At 48.4% G+C, this 21,231-nt stretch carries 17 protein-coding genes; 5 read left to right on the plus strand and 12 right to left on the minus strand.

Annotated elements, in window-relative coordinates; translation table 11 throughout:
* Positions 1 to 81: 81 nt before the first annotated feature.
* The 5 genes from J2T14_RS04810 to J2T14_RS04830 all read right to left on the minus strand — a co-directional run bounded on the left by J2T14_RS04810 (position 82) and on the right by J2T14_RS04830 (position 8,237).
* The gene (locus J2T14_RS04810; RefSeq protein WP_307205614.1) at positions 82 to 1,449 is read right to left on the minus strand and encodes an extracellular solute-binding protein; all 1,368 of its coding nucleotides are present in this window, start codon (positions 1,447 to 1,449) and stop codon (positions 82 to 84) included.
* A 193-nt stretch (positions 1,450 to 1,642) separates the two neighbouring features.
* The gene (locus tag J2T14_RS04815; RefSeq protein ID WP_307468320.1) at positions 1,643 to 1,834 is read right to left on the minus strand and encodes a hypothetical protein; all 192 of its coding nucleotides are present in this window, start codon (positions 1,832 to 1,834) and stop codon (positions 1,643 to 1,645) included.
* A 9-nt stretch (positions 1,835 to 1,843) separates the two neighbouring features.
* On the minus strand, positions 1,844 to 4,744 hold the full coding sequence (locus tag J2T14_RS04820; RefSeq protein ID WP_307468325.1) for a DEAD/DEAH box helicase: 2,901 nt from the start codon (positions 4,742 to 4,744) through the stop codon (positions 1,844 to 1,846).
* A complete protein-coding gene (locus tag J2T14_RS04825; RefSeq protein WP_307468329.1) occupies positions 4,741 to 6,339 on the minus strand; it encodes a hypothetical protein in 1,599 nt (532 codons plus the stop codon). Before J2T14_RS04825 ends, J2T14_RS04820 begins: the two co-directional genes overlap by 4 nt.
* 152 nt (positions 6,340 to 6,491) lie before the next feature.
* Positions 6,492 to 8,237, minus strand: coding sequence for a sensor histidine kinase (locus tag J2T14_RS04830; RefSeq protein WP_307468333.1), 1,746 nt, complete (start codon positions 8,235 to 8,237; stop codon positions 6,492 to 6,494).
* Positions 8,238 to 8,582: 345 nt separating this feature from the next.
* On the opposite strand from J2T14_RS04830, the gene J2T14_RS04835 reads away from it, so the two are divergent.
* Positions 8,583 to 10,193, plus strand: coding sequence for a catalase (locus J2T14_RS04835; RefSeq protein WP_307468335.1), 1,611 nt, complete (start codon positions 8,583 to 8,585; stop codon positions 10,191 to 10,193).
* 135 nt (positions 10,194 to 10,328) lie between these two features.
* On the plus strand, positions 10,329 to 10,829 hold the full coding sequence (locus J2T14_RS04840) for a PTS sugar transporter subunit IIA (RefSeq protein WP_307468338.1): 501 nt from the start codon (positions 10,329 to 10,331) through the stop codon (positions 10,827 to 10,829).
* A 17-nt stretch (positions 10,830 to 10,846) separates the two neighbouring features.
* Here J2T14_RS04840 and J2T14_RS04845 read toward each other — a convergent pair whose 3' ends face one another.
* The 4 genes from J2T14_RS04845 to J2T14_RS04860 form a co-directional block, all read right to left on the minus strand.
* Positions 10,847 to 11,557 (minus strand): sulfotransferase family 2 domain-containing protein, encoded by a 711-nt coding sequence (locus tag J2T14_RS04845; RefSeq protein WP_307468340.1) that lies wholly within the window; start codon positions 11,555 to 11,557, stop codon positions 10,847 to 10,849.
* Between the two features lie 78 nt (positions 11,558 to 11,635).
* Positions 11,636 to 12,310: a sulfotransferase family 2 domain-containing protein gene (locus J2T14_RS04850; RefSeq protein ID WP_307468342.1), complete on the minus strand. Its 675-nt coding sequence runs from the start codon at positions 12,308 to 12,310 to the stop codon at positions 11,636 to 11,638.
* A gap of 325 nt (positions 12,311 to 12,635) precedes the next feature.
* Positions 12,636 to 12,860, minus strand: a complete 225-nt coding sequence (locus tag J2T14_RS04855) for a helix-turn-helix domain-containing protein (protein WP_006040330.1) — start codon at positions 12,858 to 12,860, stop codon at positions 12,636 to 12,638.
* Between the two features lie 131 nt (positions 12,861 to 12,991).
* Positions 12,992 to 13,741 carry a sulfotransferase gene (locus tag J2T14_RS04860; protein WP_307468369.1) on the minus strand — a complete coding sequence of 250 codons (750 nt, stop codon included), beginning with the start codon at positions 13,739 to 13,741 and terminating at the stop codon, positions 12,992 to 12,994.
* Between the two features lie 180 nt (positions 13,742 to 13,921).
* On the opposite strand from J2T14_RS04860, the gene J2T14_RS04865 reads away from it, so the two are divergent.
* Complete coding sequence (locus J2T14_RS04865; RefSeq protein WP_307468372.1) at positions 13,922 to 15,157, plus strand: glycosyltransferase family 2 protein; 1,236 nt, start codon at positions 13,922 to 13,924, stop codon at positions 15,155 to 15,157.
* A gap of 87 nt (positions 15,158 to 15,244) precedes the next feature.
* Here J2T14_RS04865 and J2T14_RS04870 read toward each other — a convergent pair whose 3' ends face one another.
* The 3 genes from J2T14_RS04870 to J2T14_RS04880 form a co-directional block, all read right to left on the minus strand.
* The gene (locus J2T14_RS04870; RefSeq protein ID WP_307468375.1) at positions 15,245 to 16,252 is read right to left on the minus strand and encodes a glycosyltransferase; all 1,008 of its coding nucleotides are present in this window, start codon (positions 16,250 to 16,252) and stop codon (positions 15,245 to 15,247) included.
* A gap of 42 nt (positions 16,253 to 16,294) precedes the next feature.
* Positions 16,295 to 17,143 (minus strand): hypothetical protein, encoded by an 849-nt coding sequence (locus tag J2T14_RS04875; protein WP_307468378.1) that lies wholly within the window; start codon positions 17,141 to 17,143, stop codon positions 16,295 to 16,297.
* 437 nt (positions 17,144 to 17,580) lie between these two features.
* Entirely contained in the window at positions 17,581 to 18,702 is a 1,122-nt protein-coding gene (locus J2T14_RS04880) for a polysaccharide biosynthesis C-terminal domain-containing protein (RefSeq protein ID WP_307468380.1), read from the minus strand.
* Between the two features lie 215 nt (positions 18,703 to 18,917).
* Here J2T14_RS04880 and J2T14_RS04885 point away from each other — a divergent pair, with 215 nt between their 5' ends.
* On the plus strand, positions 18,918 to 20,081 hold the full coding sequence (locus tag J2T14_RS04885; protein ID WP_307468382.1) for a glycosyltransferase family 2 protein: 1,164 nt from the start codon (positions 18,918 to 18,920) through the stop codon (positions 20,079 to 20,081).
* Position 20,082: 1 nt separating this feature from the next.
* Positions 20,083 to 21,210 (plus strand): non-hydrolyzing UDP-N-acetylglucosamine 2-epimerase, encoded by a 1,128-nt coding sequence (gene wecB / locus J2T14_RS04890; RefSeq protein WP_307468386.1) that lies wholly within the window; start codon positions 20,083 to 20,085, stop codon positions 21,208 to 21,210.
* Positions 21,211 to 21,231 lie beyond the last annotated feature (21 nt).

A 21,231-nucleotide genomic window follows, 5' to 3' on the forward strand; every position in this document is an offset into this window, starting at 1 on the left:
GAGTTAGAGAAGGTGTCCTCCTGCAAGGAAGGACACCCTCTCGCCCATCAGGATCGATTGTCATGTGCCGCTATTGTCGGGTTACTGAGCTGCATTCGCTTTCTCTTGGGAAGCTTGAATTTTCTCAGCTACTTTTTCCGGCGTGCTTACTTTGCCGATCAGCTCTTGGATGCCAACGTTGATGTCGGCGCCGACTGCCGGCTGCACGATCGCGTCGTATGCTTTCCACGAGCTCGAAGCGTTAGCCATTACCGTCAAGATTTCAGTCGTAAGCGGGTCTACGCCGGACAGGTCGCTAAGCTTCATGGAAGGAAGCAATTTGTCTTCGACAAGCGTACGTTTTTGTACTTCTTCGGTGTAGAAGTTAGCGATGAATTTCTTAACGGCCGCTATTTGGTCTTCGTTCAAGTTAGCCGAGAAGCCGAAGCCGTTCGAGTACGATGCGTTGATCGACGTTTGGTCGCCTGCGCCGCCTTCGATGGACGGGAATGCGAAGTATCCGATCTGGCCTTTCAGGTCGCCGGCCTCGTCGCCGGAGAAACGGTTAGCGTCCCACGTTCCCGTGAATACCATGGCTGCTTTGCCGGAAAGCAATTGCGCGCCTTGATCTGCGTAAGCAAGCCCTAGTGCGCCTTTCGTGAACAGGTCTTTGTTAACAAGCTCAGCGTACGCCGTAAGACCTTTTACGAAGTTTTCGTCCGTCCATTTCGCTTCGCCGGATACGACTTTGCTGAATGCGTCGATGCCGACATGGCGTTCCATTACGGTGTTCCACATCATGCCGTTAACCCAGCCGTCCTTCGCCGCAAGGCCGAAAGGCGTATAGCCGGCAGCTTTGATTTTGTCGGAAATTTCTAGCAATTGCGTCCAAGTTGTAGGAATTTCCAGGCCAAGCTCGGAGAAAATTTTCTTATTATAGAAAATCGCCTCGCTGTATCCGCCGAATGGAAGTCCGTATACTTTGCCGTCGATCGTGAACTCATCCAAGCTAGCGAATTTGTCTTTGATTCCAAGCTCATCGATGATTGGCGTCAGGTCGAGCATGCGGCCGGCCTTTACGTACAGGTTAAGGTCGGCGCCGCCGAATACTTCGAAGATGTCCGGCGGGTTGCCTGCCGCCATCTCCGCTTTCAGTTTCTGATCGCGGTTAACGATTTCGTCGATGCCTTCAAGCTTGAATGTCAGGCCTTTGTTTTCTTCTTGCGTTTTGGCTACTACGTCTTCTAGGATTTTCAAGCGTGTTTTGCTTGTTTCTTTAATTTGCGTGTGACGAAGGGACAACGTTACGTCTTTCGCTTCCGGTGCTTTTGTCTCTGCCGGTGCGTTCGTTGCGTCCGTGCCTTCATTAGCCGGCTTGTTGTTGCCTCCGTTGTTGTTGCCTCCGCAAGCGGATGCGACCAGCATGATGGATACTAAGAGAACAGCCATACTAGTAATGCTTTTTTTCATTGGATAGACCTCCTCGTTTATGGTGTTGCTTGTTTGCCTCGCACCTTCATTATAGGATGCCTTCGCCTATCGCCAGGAGGTCCAAAAAACGATAAGTTAGGGATACAATTCTACTTTTTTGGCGAGGAGGGATAAATTCACATAGCCCGCCGGGTTACTTTTCCCGACAGGCTATGTGAATTTATCTTACGTATTAGTGACGCATATCTTCGGTTATTTGCCTGATAGCTTCATAAAACCGTTTCCATTCCCGGTTTTCGCTCTGCAAACCACCCTTGTATTCGGATTTACCGGGACCTTCTTGTGAGCTATCTTTCAGCAGAGGTGCATTTTCGTCTTGTTGCATGTCTAGTCGTTGCTTAAACCGGGCGTTATCATCCGACATTTATATCCCTCACCCTTTCAGCCAACTCTTGCGCAGGGCAAAAATCTCCTTCAAGTCCTCCGTGGACATTTCCGTAATCCATTGCTCCGACTGACCGACGACTTGCTCGCTAAGCGATTGCTTGCTCTCGATCATCTCGTCGATCTTCTCTTCCAGCGTACCGAGCGTCACGAACTTATGCACCTGCACCTGCTTCGTCTGGCCGATGCGGAAAGCACGGTCCGTAGCCTGATTCTCGACAGCCGGATTCCACCACCGGTCGAAGTGGAATACGTGGTTGGCCGCCGTCAGGTTAAGCCCCGTTCCTCCTGCCTTCAGCGACAATACGAAGGCGCAGCACGGCTCATTCTGGTTCTGGAAGCGTTCAATCATCTCATCGCGCTTCGCCTTCGGTACGCCGCCGTGCAAATAAGGCACCGGCATGCCGAGACGCTCTTCAAGCAGCTTACGAAGCTGCTCGCCCATATCGACATATTGGGTAAAGATTAAACAGCGCTCGCCTTCGGCAGCGATCTCTTCGCACATTTCCAGCAGCCGGACCACTTTGTTGGAACGTTCGGGCTCCCATTGCAGCTTGCGGTCATCGGCTGACAACAGCGAAGGATGATCGCAGAGCTGCTTCAGCTTCGTCAGCGCGGCCAATATAAGTCCGCGGCGCTGCATCGGCCCAAGCTTATCGAGCTTATCCAGCAAGTCGGCGACCAAGTTCTCGTAGATGACGCCTTGCTCTGCCGTCAGCGTCATATACGTCTTCGCCTCGTTCTTCTCCGGCAGCGACAGCTGAATCGACGGGTCTTTCTTAATTCTGCGCAGCATGAAAGGCTTCACCCACCGCTGAAGCCCCGCGATCATCCCCTCGTCGCGAGTCTTCTCGATCGGGGTGACGACGGCGCTGCGGAATTCGTTCAAGCTGCCCAAGTAACCGGGATTAATAAAGTCGTAGATCGACCAGAGCTCCGTGAGCCTGTTCTCCATCGGCGTGCCCGTTAACGCAATCCGATGTCCGGCGCTCAATTTGCGGATAGCGCTTGATTGCTTCGTATATACGTTTTTTATATTTTGCGCTTCATCCAGGCATAATGCATCCCACTCGACGGCGCTTAGCACTTCTTCATCCAATTGCGCGAGCGAATAAGAAGTAATGACGAGCTCCGCTTCTTCAGCCGCCGCTTTGAACGCTTCGCCCTTATCGCGCTTATTCCCGTAATGAAGCATAACCCGCAAAGAAGGAGCGAACTTCTCAAGCTCCTTCTCCCAGTTCCCGATCACCGAGGTTGGACAAATAAGCAGCGATGGCCCTCGAAATCCCCCCAGCTTCTCCTTCACAACCATGAGATAGGCCATGAACTGAATCGTCTTGCCGAGTCCCATATCATCGGCCAATACGCCGCCAAGTCCGAATCTGCGCAAGAACAGCAGCCACGATACGCCTTCGAGCTGATAAGGTCGAAGCTCGCCGAGAAATTGCGGAGGCAGCTCGGCAAGCGGAATTTGCGAAGCATGCTGCAGCTGGGCAAGCCACGACGTCAAATGCTCGTTCAGTTCAACCTCCGCGCGCAGTTCCGATTCATAGACGCCGTCTTCCTCCAGCGGCGTTCCGCCGCGCAGATGCATCTCAAGCACGTCGCGGAACGATAATCCGGTACGCTTGCCCATCTTCTTCAGCCATTGCTTGATCTGCGCGACATCCTGCGGATCGAGATGCACCCATTCCCCCCCGATTTGGAAGAGCCTTCGATTCTGCTCGGCGAGATGAAGAAATTCCGCCTCCGATAAATCGACGTCCCCCAGCGCCAGCTTCCAATCGAATTGCACGATCTGGTTGAGTCCGAACATCGGCTGGGCAGCCGATCCGACCGAAGACTTCATCTTTGCCTTCAGCCTCACCTTGCGCGATCGCACCGCTTCCCACCAGCTCGGCAGCAGCACGGGACAGCCCGCTTCCAGCAATTGCACGCTTGCTTCCTCTAGAAACCTCCACGCTTCGTTGTCCGTCAGCTCCGAGCGGATAACGCCATCCGTCGCCGTGTCTTCCCACTCCGGCAGCGCGGCAACCCACTTCGCTTGCTCCTTCGCAAGCTTCGCCTCGACAAGCGGCAGCCACGCTTCTGCTATCGCGCGGCCGTCAGTCGTGTCTGCCTCCCAGCCGGTATAGCCGTCACTGCGAATCGGCAGCCACGGACCGCCTTCCCGGCTTTGAAGCGCCGGGCGAAGCCGCCAGCCATCCGTCTCCTGCGGCTCGACAAGCTGCAGCGCAACCCGGAACGGCAGCGTATCCTTGCGCAGCCCGATCGCAATAAGCCAATCTTCCTCGTCCGCCGACTTATGCCTTAGCACGCCCTCGCCCGACGACATGCCGATCTCTCGCCAAGCCTGGGCGGCAAGCCCGTTCTGCTCGATCATCTGCTCGACGGCATAGCCGAGCCATCTGTCGACGCCCTTATCGCCGTTAGCTGCCGCCTCTCGCATCGACTGCTCCCACAAATGCCGCTTCCGTTCCTCTGTAACTGGCATCGCCATTCTCCATCTGCGGTGCTGCTCCGACCATGTCTCCCAATCGGGAATGAACCATCCGTTCAACAACGCTTCGCGAATCTGCTCCGCGATCCGCATAAGCAAGGCCAATCTCGGCGTCCATTCAAGCTGCAGCAGCCTAACCGCCTGCGGAGCAGATAAATAATCGACTGCTATATGCGGCTTCAACTGCAGCAGTGTCCGGCCGCCCGCGTTAATCTCCTCAACCTCCGTCCCGTACCAGGAAGCCTTATGCCATGCGAACAAGAGAGAACGCAGCCGATTGTCCGCCGCATCCTTACGCCCCTCTGCAGCCAGCATAATCGCGGACTCCTCCGCGTTCTCGTTCCAAAATCCGTCAACCACTAGTTTGCGAACGCTGCTTTGTACTCTCATGTTACGATTTTCCCTTTCCACAATTCCTCTTGAAATGCCCGCAGACGCTGATATTTCGAAGTTAATCCCTTGATGTAGCTGTCCCAGAGCGCATCGTGCTGTTCGGATTTATACAGTCGCTCCAGCTTCTTGAGCTGCTTGACGGCCATCTTGTACCCTTGCCGGTTGCGCGTCTGAATGCTGGCGTCAATCGATTGATGATAGAGCGGCAGCAGCACTTGCGGAGCGGACTTTGCCACTTCGCGCAGCGCTTGTACGCCGACATCCTCCAGCCGTGCTCCGATCAACAGCATCAAATCGGCCCACTCCTCGTAACGCTGCTGATTCAGCCAATGCTCCGATAACTCCTGATACGAATACGGCAATAGCTCCGTCATATAAGCGGACCACTGCGGGATATCGGGGCGATCTTGATCCGCGCGCCGGCACAGCGTTACAAAGACGCCAACCGTTCTGCCGCTGCGGTTCGGATAGACGCGTTCGTAGAGGAAGCTCATCCAGCGCTGAACGAGTTCCCACTTTCCCTCCTCCATGCGCTGTGCCGCACAAGGGTAAATAACCCTTTGAGCCTTCTCGAAGCTCGCCTTGGCGAAGTGCTCCATCGACTTGTCATCCTGCTTATCGAAGAAGTACATCATGGCAATCGCAATCTGAACGAACGGGTTGTCTTCCTCCCGCTCCGCCGCCAGCATCGACGCAAGCTCGCGCTCGAACCATTCCCGATTGCCCGACAGCTTCTCGCTGAGAGCCAAGTAAATATATTCCCACTCGAACAACTGGCGTTCCACGCTTGAAGCCCGCTCTTTAACGATCGACACGAGCAGGTCCGCCCACTGCGCCTCCGCGTCATCCATTTCCGTAGGCTCAAACTCTGCGATTAACGTATATAAATGTTCAACCCATGGCTCAGCCATCCGAATGAACGACATCTCATGATAATAACGGCTGAATGAATCGACCGTCGTAATGGCCTTCTCCGCTTGCCCGAGCACGAACAGAACAGCCATCGCCCAATGAAGACGCTGCCGCGGCTTCTCCCAATCTTTGGACAGCCCTTTAAGCGATTGAAGAACGGGCTGAAGAGCGTGAAGCGAATGCCGGCATTTGCGCCACGTATCGCCCTGCGACTCTTCCATCCATGCCAGCCACTGTTCGCCGCTTGAACGCTCGGTCGGATGCGAGAATGCAACACTGGATGCAGCCAAAGCCAATACCTGTTCCTGGCCGCCGCTTCTCGTCGCTTCGCTGGCCGGCGTCAATCCGAGCATACGGAAGTATGTCTTCTCCGCTACCTTAGGTCCATCCGGCAATTCACTGCACGCCTGGAACAAGACGGCAGCCATATGCTTGCAGTAATGCTCCTCCGGACACGTGCATGAACTATAGGCAAAGTGACTTGCATCCATGACGACCGAATATAAATCACTGCCCTGCACAATCCCATACAAGGTATCGTACTCGCTCGCGCGAGTGTTTTGAACGCGGCCGTCGACATAATATTGCCAGCCGCGCTTTAAGACCGAAGGATCTATATGATCGCGAAGTTCTTGCTCCAGCGCAGCGTGCAGCTTTTCGCTAAGATGCATCAATGACATTTCACCCGCTTCCTTTCCGTTCCATTGCATTCTTACTATTATAACACAAGCAGACTAGTCAATTGCCGTCCAAAGCGCCCAAACCATCTTTATCGGAATAAAAAAAAGCCAATCCGACGACTAACAATCGTCCGGATGGCTTATGAATGGCTTTAAATAGGTATAATGACGATAAACGAAATGCATGACTCAGGTTCGGCAATGACGCTTACCGTACCCTTATATTTATCGGCAATCGACTTTACGATGGACAGTCCAAGACCTTGATGCTCATCCTGCTTCGTGGAATAACCAGCCTGCATGAGCGGCTTCGTGATAACTTCGGCCGCTTCGGCACAAATATTGCTGATCGTCAATTCCAGTTCTTGCGCGGTTTGGTTGCCGGTTAGATTGACGATGCGCTGCTCCTCGGGATACTTCACGGCTTCATCGAAAGCATTGTCGATCAGATTTCCGAGTATCCGGTTCACGTCAAGCGTCTTAGCCCCCATCTCCTGCATATTCAAGCCGCTGAAGGAGCAGGCGAACTGGATTTTATGACTTTCGGCCTGCGAGATTTTCGAGCGGATCAGCGCTGCAATGGCCGGATTGCCGATATTAATGATATCGTTCATTAAGCGAATATCGCCGGTCAATTCCTTCGTATACGCGACAAGCTCCTTCGTCTTGCTCAGCTCGGCAAGGGAATGAATCGTCTGCACATGATTGAGGAAATCATGCCTTTGGGCCCGGATCGAATGGAACATTTGGTTAATCTCGTCCACATAGGTTTCCTGCGTAACGCGAACCGCCTTGTCGCGGGACTGTCTATAGTAGCGCATGCCTACGTAGGCGATAAGCAGACTAAGACCGGTAACGATAATAATAATAAGGCCGAGATTAAGAAACTGCTTATCGAGCTGTTCCTGAACGACATGGTAATCGGATACGAGACTTAACACATAGCCGTTCATCGGAATGCCGTTCTCGTCCGTAATGCTCATGCCTTTATCCGTCACGTCGACGGGGATGAACATCTTGAACACATGCTTGCCGTCTATTACTTCCTTCAACGTAACCATCTGCTTCGACAAGTACGCTGTCCTCACGAGCTCCGTGTCCTTCTTTGACTTAAGCGTATACGTTCCGTAGAAGATCGGGCGCTGCACTTGATGCTCCTGCACGTCACCGTTCGGATGGATCGTTTGCTTGCCGTCAGGGAACGTTTCCGGGTTAATGAACGAAATTTCGAGCAGCGAATCGTTATGCTTTACCGAATTCTCGATCATCCGATTGACGCCGGTCAGCTTCTCATACTCGTCCTGAAGCTCGTAGCTTATATAAGGGTCGACAATATAGTTGGACGCGCCGTCGTAATAATAGCCCCACTTATAGATTTTGCTAACGTCCGTGGACGAAACCTCGAAGGGGCCGCTCCAGAAGTTCTTGAGATTTTGTCCCAGCCAGTCGACCGTCACTTCCTTATCGTCGAAGAGCTGATTGAACGCGGTGTACCAAGGATCCCACGATCTCGTGCTCTTGCCAAGCTGCGTCGGATCGGAAGATCTGTATAAAACAATGTCGTCCGGCTCGCGCTTAAGCAACGTAATATGATTAAGCCCAAGCTTGTCTCTAAGCTCCGCCAGTTGCTCGTTCGTTACTTTCTCGACATCGGGATCAAGCGCATATTGCGTAGCGATCGAGGCGGCCCGCAGCTCCCGTCCGATCTGATCCTGGAAGCGCTCCGCACCGAGCCTGGACTGCTCGAGCGATATTTCCAGCTGCTTCGCAAGCGTCAGCATTTCATGATTCAACGCTTCTTCCAGCGTTCTCTTCGTTAGAAAATAGTAGGCCGTATTATTAATTAAAATTAGTATGACGATAATACTGACCGCCATCAGCCAAATGTTGCGCTGCATAACCTGCATCTAGCCCCTCTATATGTTATAGCTCTCATTATGTCGCATGGTTATTCAACCCGACAATCCAACTCTTTTTGACAATTGACGTTTATTGAATAATTCAACGATTCGAGAGCAGACTTCCGTAACTGCTAGCAAAACCACAAAAATCACATATTTTATGCAATTTTTAGCCCAAAATAAAGTAATACCGCCGATATTGATCCTATCATACCATAAAGTCACCTTTATTTGAGCAAAATGATCTATATTTCTCCATACGATATGGATGAATAATTGAATATCAACTGATTCATACTACCCAAATGTACAAGATCATGCCAATCAGGAGGGTAGCTCGTTATGAGTACAAAAGAAACGAATGAGAATGATAGTGTTCTCGCGCCAGGGGAAACGGAGCAGACGTTAACGAATCGCCAGGGTCATCCGATTACGGACAATCAAAATATTAGAACGATCGGCAATCGCGGTCCGTCGACGCTCGAAAACTACCATTTCATCGAGAAAATTTCGCATTTCGACCGCGAGCGCGTACCTGAACGCGTCGTACATGCCAGAGGCGCCGGGGCGCATGGCTACTTCGAGGCGTACGGCAAGCTTGGCGATGAGCCGATTGCCAAATATACGCGCGCGAAGCTATTCCAGACGGCTGGCAAGCAAACGCCCGTATTCGTCAGATTCTCCAGCGTTATTCACGGCGGGCACTCCCCGGAAACGCTGCGAGATCCGCGCGGTTTCGCAACGAAGTTCTATACCGAGGACGGCAACTGGGATCTTGTCGGCAACAACTTGAAGATCTTCTTTATTCGCGATGCGATGAAGTTCCCGGATATGGTTCACGCCTTCAAGCCCGACCCGGTAACGAATGTACAAAGCATGGGACGGTTCTTCGACTTCGTCTCGCAGACGCCGGAAGCGACGCATATGATTACGTTCCTGTTCTCCCCGTGGGGCATTCCGGCCAACTACCGCCAGATGCAGGGCTCGGGTGTCAATACATATAAGTGGGTCAATGCGGAGGGCAAAGCCGTCCTCGTCAAGTATCACTGGGAACCGCTTCAAGGCATTCGCAACCTGACGCAAGACGAGGCCGAGAAGCTGCAAGCGAAAAACTTCAATCACGCCACGCAAGATTTGTACGAAGCAATTGAACGAGGCGATTATCCGGCTTGGGAGCTGCAGGTGCAGTGGATGAGCGATGACGCCCATGAGGAGCTGGACTTCGACCCGCTCGACGATACGAAGCTGTGGCCGCCGGAACAATTCCCGATGCTGCCCGTCGGCAAAATGGTGCTGAACAAAAACCCGGAAAACTACTTTGCCGAAGTCGAGCAGGTAGCCTTCGGAACAGGCGTCCTCGTCGACGGTCTCGACTTCTCCGACGACAAAATGCTGCAGGGACGCACCTTCTCTTACTCCGATACGCAGCGCTACCGGGTAGGCAGCAACTACTTGCAATTGCCGATCAACGCACCTAAGAAACGCGTCGCAACGAACCAGCGCGACGGCCAGATGGCGTTCTACGTCGATATCGCGCCGGGCCAAAATCCGCATGTCAACTATGAGCCTTCATCGCTCGGCGGACTGCAAGAGACGGATCGTCCAGGCGCTCCTTATGAGCCGTTCTATTCGGACAAGCTTACGCGGGCGACAATCGACCGCCAGAACAACTTCAAGCAGGCCGGCGAAACGTATCGCCAGTTCAGCCAAGCCGAACGCGATGAACTGATCGCCAATCTGGCGAACGCTTTGAGCGGCTGTACAACCTTCATTCAAGAGAAGATGGTCAGCTACTTTACGGAGGCGGATGCCGATTACGGCGCACGCGTTGCCGAGGGGCTGCGCCAAGCTAAAGCGAACGGGCATGGAACGGCCGGTCATGTCGGCACGCATTCCGCTAACGAAGGAATGGAAATAGCGGAAGAGCTAGGCCAACAAACGGACGGCTATTGATCGGATGAACACATAGGCAGCGTAAGAGAGAGCCATGCAGAGCCAGCTGCCGCTTCCCCGGCGGCATTCGGCTTCTCATGGCTCCTTTATTGGCGGAATCATACGTGTCAATTTTGAAGGAGGATATGTACAAGCATGCTGACTAAGCTGTTTGGCAGGACAAAACAAACAACGGTCGATATCGCTTCGCCGTTATCAGGAGAGATCATGTCTTGGTCCGACCTCCCGGGAGATGCTTCTTCCCGTTTGCGAAGAGAGGAGGCTATCGCAATCATGCCAATTAACGGCCAGATCGTAGCCCCCTTCTATGGCTCGGTTTCGCATATTGCCGAGGCGGGCCACTCCATCACCGTTCAGCATGCTTCCGGCTTGCGGCTGCAAATCGGTATCGGCATTCATACCGACGAGCTAGAAGGAAACGGTTTCCAACCTCATGTGCACGCGGGCGATACGTTCCGGGCAGGAGACACTCTTATCGATTTTGATATCGACGCGATTGTTTCCTCCGGCTACTCCCCCATTATCTCCGTCGTTGTCGAGAATGCCGAGCTTGCGAAACGTATTGAGCAACTAACCATGCAAGGCAACGTCTCTTCGGGACACGAAATTATTTTACGCGCCGAGTTGAATGGCTAATCTTTTTGATTGAGGATTCATTTATTTTGCGAGTAGTTCTGCAGCGCCTTCTTTTGAGCTGGTGGCAACGATGCCATTTTCTTATTCATTTGCTCTAGCGCGAATTTATACAGCAATATATCGACTTTGCTTTTTTCGCATATGGCTTTGATTGTTTGTTGAGAAATTTCACTTTGGCGCTTACGGTAAGGCGTTTCATTAAGTTTAGGATAATGTTCAAGCTTCCATCCCATCTCCTCCACAAGCAAAAATTGTGACTCTGCAAACAATTCTGTAATCCCATAAAAAGCAATATGGTTAACCAAATTGGATTTCGCCACTTTCAAATCAGGAACAAAAGTCATCAATTGACCGCTGATGTAGCGGCTCTGCAAATTCATGAAATAATAGTCAAATTTACCGGATAAAATGAATTCTTCAATACTCAACTTATCATCGTACGTCTTTAAAACCGGGTTTCTATTTTTGTACATGTAATAAAACATTGAAATAGTAAGCTCGACCGGATCACGAAGCATAGTAACATATTTATATGGACGGGTAGTATACTGATGAAAGCCGTAAGGGAAATGGCCTGTAAAACAATCGGCGATTGCCAGGCTTGTTTTTACAGCGTCCATACTATAATAATAAATCAATTTCGGACAGTTACTCTGAAGATTTTGTGTAAAGGACGTTCCTCCTGTTTTCGGAATATGAATAAATAAAATTAACATATTGGGGTTCATTGCACTTCATTCCTCACCTTCCAGCTCTAGCGGGTCGGACTTTTTAGTATGCGTCGAATTGTTGTGAGCACATTCCATTTACATCTTTTCTAATTTTTCATTTAGCAGGCTTTTGGCAAAGTGATAAAGTTCGATATCCAATTTATTTTTTTCGATGATTTTATTTATGATGCTATCCGGAACATTCTTTCTTAAGGGACGTTTAGCATTTACCATCGCTCTTGAATATGAAATATCCTTCCAGCCTAATTCCCGCTGCATCACTTTTAAAGAATCATTGTATTGCTCATTAATCCCTACAACAAGGAACTTCTTTTCTAAATTTTTTTTGGCTAGTCCAATATCGAGCGTATGTCCGCCGCAGAAATATCTAGTTTGCATATTGGAAGTCTCTATATCATACTCGCTGTCTTCCAAAAATTCATCAAAGCTCATTGTTTTGACCTTGTCGTGCCAATAACGCAGCTTTTCGGCTAATATATAATAATATAAGGAAATGATGCATTCTATCGGATCACGCATCATGGAAATATAGACGCAAGGTTTCGGGATATACTGGTGAGTACCATACGGATAATGCCCCATGAACGCCCCGACACCATTCAGATTTTCTTTTTCAAGCAACTTTATTTTATGGTGTACATGAATATAAAGTATCGTTTTACTATAGTTTTTGTCTATTATATTGCTTAAAGTTGTTCCTCCCGTCTTGGGTATATGCATATAAATTAAAAACTTTTCATTGGCATTCATCGTTTGTCCACCTTTCTTTTGAACTTATTTTATATAGAATAAACATTAACCCTTGTACCCCCTTTCATTCCTTTCTACTAACTATTAATATGCTTTTGATAGTTTCTAGCATGGACTCCGTGACGACAAATTCAAAATTTGTGCTTCTGTCTACCACCACAACCGGCACTTTGGCTTCTGCCCTTCCCTGTTCTGGCGATCGCATCCTGGACAACAAAAAGATTACCCTCTTATTTGGATATGGGAAGGTAATCTTTTTCCTGACTTTTTGCAACAACACAAAACAAGACAGCATATCGCTATGCTGCCCGAGGCTCTTAATATGTTAAATTTGTAACTCCCCAAGCTTAATCAGCTCGACAACCGCCTGCGAACGACCTTTTACGTTCAATTTTTGCATGACATTCGAAATATGGTTGCGAACGGTCTTCTCGCTGATGAATAATTGCTGTGCAATATCCCTCGTTGTCTTATCCTGTACCAACAGCTCGAATACCTCGCGTTCACGATGCGTCAATAAAAACTTGCTCTTATGGTCGCTACCCTTCAATGTTTGTCACCCCTCCTTGCTCGGGTTTTTATGGTTTAACAAGGTTAAGGGATACAGTCAACTTATCTTATGAAATGTGGGTCTTAATGGTGCTGCAATCGCATAAAATGGGCGGTTCAGAGAACAGCCTGTCATAAGTATCCCAGGCGCTTCATATTCACTCTGCACATCCGCTTAATAAGGGCTGCTTGCTTGGCCGTAATCGATTTTTTCTGCGAGGAGCCCCGTATCTTCTGAGCCAGCACGTCTTCCAGTTCCTTCTCCGTAAGCTGCGCGAGCGCACATAGCGTCTCCACCGTCTTAGGTTCCTTCCTGATCAGCTTTTCATACTGTATCAGGTACGCGTTCGGGTTACTCTTCGCAAGTGCTGTATAGTCCGTTACGTTATCGTTCCATTGCTTCGCAAATGAATTGACATGCCGGTATTCCCCCCATTTCTTCGGATAACTTTCCCACGCTTTCAATGGATTTCTGACGAGCAGAATGAACCTAGCGTCGGGATAGCACTTCTGAAGAATAGAAAGTTCCTTAGCGCCGTAACGTACTTCCTTGAAGCCGATCGTATCGTGATTTTCCGAGAACTGGCTATATAGCGTGTCTAAAAACGCTTTGGTCGATTGAATGCCAGCTTGCTCCACAAATTCCGCGGAAGGCGTCATGAGTGCCAGCCACTGATTCGGATCTTCACCGCTTGTAAAATATTTCTTTCTGCTAAGTTCTCCTTTTTTGGAGAAGGCTTGTATTTTTCGCTGGATATGATGAAAATCCTTTATAATGCCCAGGTGCTCGCCCCACATCAGAGTTTCCTTCCGGGCATTCAATATACGCTGCACTAATGTGGATCCCGACCGATGCGTAGCAGCCGATAAGATCAAATCCACCGTTAAACTCCTCCTGTCCTATAGTTACTGTCATCCCTATGTTATGCCAATGGATCACCTTTTGTAACAAACGGGACAGATGTCCGAAATAAACAAAGCCGTTCTGGGATTATGCCGTGTCTATTCAAAAATGGGGGAATAACATAGCATTACAAATGGGTAAAAGGATGTGATCTCATTGTGGTCGATGTAGGAATTGTCATGCCCGTATATACACAAGACAGCGCCATATTCCGGAAGGCGATTCAATCCGTACTGAGACAGCGTTATCGCCAATTTCAATTAGTCATCGTCATTGACGGCGTTACGCCTAACGTTAGCCGGATAGCGAGATACTTCGCGAGGAAAGATTCTAGAGTCCGGGTATTGCCGCAGCTCAAAAATAGAGGCACCGCGCATGCCCTGAATATTGGGTTCCAATTTCTAACGAGACAACCAAGAATCAAATATTTGACCTGGGTCTCCAGCGATAATATCTATTATCCCCGATTCGTCGGGGCACTTCGAAACCGGTTAGTAAACTCAACGCCGGACATCGGACTCGCGTATAGCGCCTTTCGACTTATTAACCGAAAAGGTAAAGTCATTCATATGCCATGGATGAACAATCTGCATGAATTCCAAAATCAACCGAAAGAGCACTTGGTCGATTACTATTTTATACATTACGCCTTCATGTACAAAAAGGAATATGCGCAAAAAATAGACGGTTATCAAAACACGCCTGTCGAGGACTATGATTACTTCCTTAGACTGACCGATCACTGCAACATAACCTATGTGCCGATGACATTAATGGGATTTCGATTACGGTCTCCGCATAGCAACTCGTTGCAAATCGCGCAATCGAACAAAAAACGCCGCAATCGAAGGTATTTGATGTACTCGGTTATGCAACAAGCCCGTCTGCGAAGAAATATTTTGCCGGATCTAACCTTTATCCTTCTTGTAACCGACGCATCGCAAGATACCGTTCAATCGCTGGAAAAACTGCTTTCCCAGTCCTATTCGAACTATAAGCTGCTTATCTACGACCTATCCGCCACCCAGTCCTTCCTGCCTGTCCTATATGAAAATCCCGATACCCGCGTCATTTATCAATCCATTCCTTACGGAACGATTCATAATGTCGCCGCACAAGGCCTAGCATTGACGGATACGCCTCTTGTCATCTTCTATCAGCCTGATCCCGGGCTCTTGCATAAAGATTCCGTTCTTGATCCAAACTATCTTGCCGAATCGGTATCTCGATATGGCGTACGGGCGTTCAGACAAGATCTCGGTTATACGCAGATTGATGAAACGCCTCCACCACCAGATCAGCCCGTTAACTGGGCGGAAGGGCCAAAATTAGGGCAAATCTATCGAACCGACGCAATCAAGCTTTCCTTAAACGGCATCCCTGCGCAAATGTAAATGGTCATCACACCCCGTATAAGTTAGAGAGCCGGCATTTCCCCCGTAAGGGGACCATGCCGGCTCTCTTTAATCGAAGCCTTTCCGTTAAGCGGCAGGGTTGCCGATGAATTCCTCCAAAATCCGTGCTTTTTCCGATTCGTTCGTAATAAATTCCCCCAACATAACCTTCTTGCCTGCCGTATTCTCCCATACATTCGGTACACTGTTGCGTTGCATTTCATACGAGAAGAAAAATGCGGAATTGTTGCTATGGCTATGATTGACATAGACCGGATATCTAATAATCTCGTGCGGAAGCAATACCGCGCCTTCCCATTTGATTTCTTTATGCCTAGGAGGCGTTTGGAACAAATTATGGCGTACGCCATTCATATAATCCTGAACGCGGTAGATAAGGCAATTGAAGGAGCTGGAATGATTAAAGTACTTTGCAAGCTCATTGGTTACCGAATTATAAATATACCCGTTTTGACAAACTAATACTTTCGTCTCCGGCTTAGGCTTATAATTGTATAGCATATCGATATAATACTTACTGTACATATCGTCGCTGTAGAGATGCAGCTCATACCAATAGCTGTATCCGTTCAAAAGACTCATTACCGCACTCTCATATTCGCTGTTTGCGATAAACCTGATATTATAAGGCAACGACGAATAATTTGAGAGAGCCTGGTCGATATACGCGCGGGAGCTGTCATCGTACACGATAAATGCGGCATAATTCGGATTCGTCTGATTCAACAAGCTTTTTAGCGTGAATCTCATGAAAATATCGATTCTTTTATTTATCCAATCCGGAGTTAAATGTGTATTCTCTTCCGGTAGATTAGCCTCGTATATCGATCGGGGCAACATGCTTCTTACATTCAGATTGTTGAACGGAATATAAACGATCACGCGCGTATTGCCGATTGTCGGACCTCCATCCGCCTGCGGAACGATTGCCCTTTTTCTCCTCTTAATCCTTGCAAGCCTTCTTCTCGCTTTTAACGGTTTGACCTTCGCTCTTGCTCTTCTTCTAATCTTGCGCCGTTTCTTCACGGTGTCAAGCATCTTGCCCGTTTTGCGCCGCTTTCCTTTTCTCCTCATATGCCCTTCACCCCTATGCTCCGTTTCCATTAAATCGATTGTCTAGGCGCCTAAAAACTCGTTAATAATGTTTTGCTTTATTACGGGGTCGGTAATTAACTCCCCGAACAAAGCCAACTGCCCGGCATTGTCCTCCCATACATTTCGGTTCGATCTTCTCTTAACCTCTTCCTCGAAGAAAAACGCCGAGTTCGCGCTATGACTATGATTGATATAGGCAGGATACTTGATAATTTCATGCGGAAGCAATATAGCACCTTCCCAGTTTCTTCCCCCCGGCACTAGCCACTCCTGGAACAAATTATGTCTTACGCCATTCAAATAATCTTTCACGCGGTATATCAGGCAATTAAACGAGCTCGAATAATTAAAGTATTTAGCGATTTCATACGTGGCTGAATTGTAAATATAACCGTTTTGGCAAATCAGAACTTTTGTCTCCGGCTTCGGTTTGTAATTATAGAGCATATCCACAAAATATTTGCTGTACATATCGTCGCTATACAGGTGAAGCTCATACCAAAACTTATAACCGGATAAATTCATCATGACCGCATATTCATATTCGCTGCTTGCAATAAATCTAATGTTATGCGGCAATGGAGGATAATTAAGGAGCGCATTTTCGATAAACGGTCTAGAGCTGTCATGGTAAACGATATAGGCCAGATAATTCGGATTGGTTTGGTTTAGAAGGCTCTTCAACGTAAAATTCATGAAAATATCCATTCGCTTATAAATCCATGGCTCCGTCAGATGGGTATTCGCTTCGGGCAAATTCGCGTCGTAAATATCTTTAGGCAACGTTACCCTTACATTAAGATTGTTGAACGGGATATACACGATAACGCGGGTATTGCCAACATTAGGCTGTTCGGCATATTTTTTCATTCTTTGCTGCCTTCTCCGCTTTAACGCCCTTTGCTTTCTCCCCCCCCCCTTGAGTGGGGGGCCGGGCTTCTTTTTCACTTTTCTCGCCAGCTTGTATTTTCTGATAACTTTCGTTTGTTTCGCCTTCTTCGATCGCTTCGCTTTTTTTACCGTTTTTTGTTCTTGAGCTGTGTCATGTTTGTTGACGACTACTAACCTCTTCAAGCTATGTTCCATACCCGGGATTCCACTCCTTAATTGTTTTCGTTATGCTGCAATAAATAAACGAACGAAATCGTTACCGATTTCTAAATCCAGCATTTAATAAATAGTAGATTCCAATTTGAAAAGATCAGACGGCCAATTCCATACAAAAAAGGAATTTACCAGGTGAGAGATGTGTGTGATGCTGCAATATCATACTTTTATTTTATAAAAAAGTATTCTTCATAGCTTGATTAGTTGGAATTAGCCGGTTGCACCCCGTTCATGAACGTATCCGGCACTTCCGTCCTGAAAATTTCATTTGCCCAAAACAATACGATTAACTCCTCCTCCGAGCTGTTCTCGATCGAGTGGGTATAGCCCGGGGGAATATCGAGAATGACCCGCTTCTCCTCCGACAACTGGTAACTGAATACGATGTCTTCGAATATATGCCTGAACTTTACGGTTGCTTTTCCTTTAATTACGCAAAACTTTTCAACTTTCGTATTGTGATAGTGGTTGCCTCGCTCCACTCCTTTGACGGAAGTAGATACGAATATTTGGCCTGCGGCGTCAGATTTAATGATTTCGAAGAGGCTGCCTCTATGATCGTTGAATGTTTTTATTTCATATGCAAAATCGTCTCTTTCCAAAAACGATAGATAGGTGGAATACAAGTATTTCGTGAGCGGGTCTCCAAGATTAGGAAGGATCGAAGTTTTACGCAGTTCGTTGAACGTCTTGAGTGTACTCGCCAAGTTTCCTAGCGTAATGCGGTAGGTCGGAGTTATGGAATAGTAGACATCATGGCACGCCTTCTCTCCCAGCAATTCGATGAACCGGTTAACGACATGGTCCACGTAAGCAAGCTCGAGCTCCGTATCGGGGTCGTTTACCGTAATCTCTATCCCCCTCGCAATATTATGGCAGAAAGTCGCCACGACGGAATTATAATTCGGCTTGCTCCATTTTCCGAATAGATTGGACAATCGAAATATACATATGTCCGCGGACGTTTCTTCACCGAATCGAATCAATGCTTGCTCGGCAGCTTTTTTGCTTAAACCGTACGGATTGGGGACTGAGGCTTGAATGGTAGAGGCATATACGATTTTCGGTTTTTTGTTGTGTTTCCTGAGCAATCCCAGAATCAAATCCATGAGCTCTTCATTAGCCTTATAACCTTGTTCTTGCGTCGGCCGATTGATACCTGCCAGGTGATAGACGACATCGGCCTGAATCAGAAACTGCTCCAGCTCCTCCACGCTATTGCTTCTGCTATAAGCGTTAACATGAAGTTGATTCATCCTACTAAAACCTTCTAACAGATTTTTGCCAAGAAATCCGTTAGCCCCTGTTACCAACACATTCATCAGGGCATTCTCCTTCCCGTTATATCTGTATCCTATAGTACTCAGTCTAGTATATGTAAACGATTATGGAATGCGATTCTATACGGAAAATAAGGCTACTACCACCCTAGTTAGAACACTATATTCAGAGAAATAGATGATAGCCGATGGCAAGCGGCGAACAACACGAATAACTTGAAGAATATCCAATAACTCGCATGAAAGGAGGCTATTGCATGGCGGATGTAGGCATTGTTATGCCTGTGTATAAGCAAAAAACGAGATTTCTGCAGGCTGCCCTGCGTTCCATCTTAAAACAAAATTACCGCAGCTATAAACTTATTATTGTGATAGACGGTACAACTGCCAATGTAGTACAAACGGTGCGTAGAATGACCCGGCGGGATACGCGAGTGAAGGTCATTTCGTATCGGGTAAATAAGGGTACGTGCCATGCTTTGAATACCGGCTTTGCTCAGCTTACGAACGATCCGGATATACAATATTTGACTTGGGTATCCAGCGATAACATTTATCTACCTAATTATATAAGCACGCTGCGCATGAGTTTAGTCAACGCGCCTTCTCACGTTGGTTTTGTCTACAGCAATTCCTATATGATAAATAACAGCGGTAAATCGATCCATTCACCGTCCCGATTGAAGCTTGTAAGGCAGTGGCGAGGACAGCCAATCGATCAATTAATCGATACTTGTTTTATCGGCGCTTCGTTCATGTATCGAAAATCGGTAGCCATTGAGGTCGGCGAATACCGTTATACGCCAATAGAAGATTACGATTATTGGCTTCGTATTACCGAGCGCTGTGGAACGATCTATTTGCCAATGGAACTTATGAAATACAGGGTACGTTCTACCTTTAGCATGTCCAGAAAACTAGCGACCTCTACCAAATTCAATCAGCATAGAAAATATATTTCGCAGCTTATTCGCATGGAAGCTCGCAAGAGGCGTCAACAACTCGGAACCGAAACAACGATTATATTCACAAACTCGGCAACTCCCAATCAACCCGACAGACTTAACAGCATATTGACTCAATCCCATTACAATCTAAAATGCATCGTTATCGATCAGACACCTGCCTTGGAACTGCATAGTGCCGTTACAAGCCTGCCGGATCTGCGTGTTCAGTACGTAAGCATGCCTTACGCTTCCGATCAGGAGGTCTTCGTGCAAGCCAGGAATTTAACCCAATCGCCCTATGTCATGTTCTATTCCTCTCAAGATCCGCTCCCGAGCGACTATTTGTTAATGGAATTAAATTCAGCAGCCCTGCAGCTCCACGCTGAATCGGAACAGCCTTTATTTAATCATCTGTATTCGAGCGAGCGATTGTTCGAGACGATGGTTAACAGATTATACCCGGAGGCGGTCTGAAGTGAACAAATTGAAAGTCATGACGGTGCTCGGCACGAGGCCGGAAATTATACGCTTGTCGGCAGTAATCAAAGCCTGCGACGTCTATTTCGACCATGTATTCGTGCACACCGGACAAAACTGGGATCCGAATCTGAATGATATTTTTTTCGACGACCTTCAGCTTCGCAAGCCCGATCATTATTTGAACGTCGTTGGCCAACATCTCGGCGAGACGATCGGCAACGTCATTGCCCGCACTTATGAACTGATGGAACGAGAGCGGCCGGACGCCGTGCTTCTGCTCGGCGATACGAACAGCGCCCTTAGCGCCATTGCCGCCAAGAGGCTCAAAATACCCATTTTCCATATGGAAGCTGGCAATCGCTGCTTCGATCAGAATGTACCGGAGGAAACGAACCGGCGGATTGTCGACCATATCAGCGACGTCAACCTGCCTTATACCGAGCATAGCAGACGTTATCTGCTTGCCGAGGGCATACGTAAGGAGCATATATTCGTAACAGGCTCGCCGATGACCGAAGTGATTCAAGATTTTCAGACAGCGATCGATGAAAGGAATGTGTTGGCGAGACTAGGACTCGAGCGGAACAAATATTTCGTTCTTAGCGCGCATCGGGAAGAAAACCTCGATATCGACGCCCAGCTTTTCTCACTGATGACTGCCGTTAACCAAGTTGCCGAACAATTCGGCTTCCCTATTTTGTACACCGCCCATCCCAGATCCCTCAAGAAGCTGCAAGCCAAACAAATCGCTCTTCACCCTCTCGTTCAAATTCATCAGCCGTTTGGCTTCTTGGACTACAACCACTTGCAGCAGCATGCTTACTGCGTGCTATCGGACAGCGGTACGTTAAGCGAAGAATCGGCGATTCTAAACTTTCCCGGCGTACTAATCCGTACAAGTACGGAAAGGCCGGAGGTGCTGGACAAAGGCACGATCGTTATCGGCGGCGTTACCGGCGAGCATCTGGTGAAGTCGATTCGCCTAGCCGTCGGCATTCATTCTCAGAATGCCGCCCGCTTCCCGTCTCCGCCAGACTATTTGGACACGAATGTATCGATAAAGGTCGTTAAACTTATTCAGAGCTACACCCCGATCATCAACAAAGTCATTTGGAATAAATAGCTTCGCACTTTCGATAATGAG

It is taken from the genome of Paenibacillus harenae, assembly GCF_030812415.1.
Taxonomy (GTDB): Bacteria; Bacillota; Bacilli; order Paenibacillales; family Paenibacillaceae; genus Pristimantibacillus; species Pristimantibacillus harenae_A.

Bases quoted from the DNA above. Each gene is read 5' to 3' on its own strand.
- J2T14_RS04810 (WP_307205614.1), bottom strand. From the start codon at position 1,449: ATGAAAAAAAGCATTACTAGTATGGCTGTTCTCTTAGTATCCATCATG.
- J2T14_RS04815 (WP_307468320.1), bottom strand. From the start codon at position 1,834: ATGTCGGATGATAACGCCCGGTTTAAGCAACGACTAGACATGCAACAA.
- J2T14_RS04820 (WP_307468325.1), bottom strand. From the start codon at position 4,744: ATGAGAGTACAAAGCAGCGTTCGCAAACTAGTGGTTGACGGATTTTGG.
- J2T14_RS04825 (WP_307468329.1), bottom strand. From the start codon at position 6,339: ATGTCATTGATGCATCTTAGCGAAAAGCTGCACGCTGCGCTGGAGCAA.
- J2T14_RS04830 (WP_307468333.1), bottom strand. From the start codon at position 8,237: ATGCAGCGCAACATTTGGCTGATGGCGGTCAGTATTATCGTCATACTA.
- J2T14_RS04835 (WP_307468335.1), top strand. From the start codon at position 8,583: ATGAGTACAAAAGAAACGAATGAGAATGATAGTGTTCTCGCGCCAGGG.
- J2T14_RS04840 (WP_307468338.1), top strand. From the start codon at position 10,329: ATGCTGACTAAGCTGTTTGGCAGGACAAAACAAACAACGGTCGATATC.
- J2T14_RS04845 (WP_307468340.1), bottom strand. From the start codon at position 11,557: ATGAACCCCAATATGTTAATTTTATTTATTCATATTCCGAAAACAGGA.
- J2T14_RS04850 (WP_307468342.1), bottom strand. From the start codon at position 12,310: ATGAATGCCAATGAAAAGTTTTTAATTTATATGCATATACCCAAGACG.
- J2T14_RS04870 (WP_307468375.1), bottom strand. From the start codon at position 16,252: ATGAGGAGAAAAGGAAAGCGGCGCAAAACGGGCAAGATGCTTGACACC.
- J2T14_RS04875 (WP_307468378.1), bottom strand. From the start codon at position 17,143: ATGAAAAAATATGCCGAACAGCCTAATGTTGGCAATACCCGCGTTATC.
- J2T14_RS04880 (WP_307468380.1), bottom strand. From the start codon at position 18,702: ATGAATGTGTTGGTAACAGGGGCTAACGGATTTCTTGGCAAAAATCTG.
- J2T14_RS04885 (WP_307468382.1), top strand. From the start codon at position 18,918: ATGGCGGATGTAGGCATTGTTATGCCTGTGTATAAGCAAAAAACGAGA.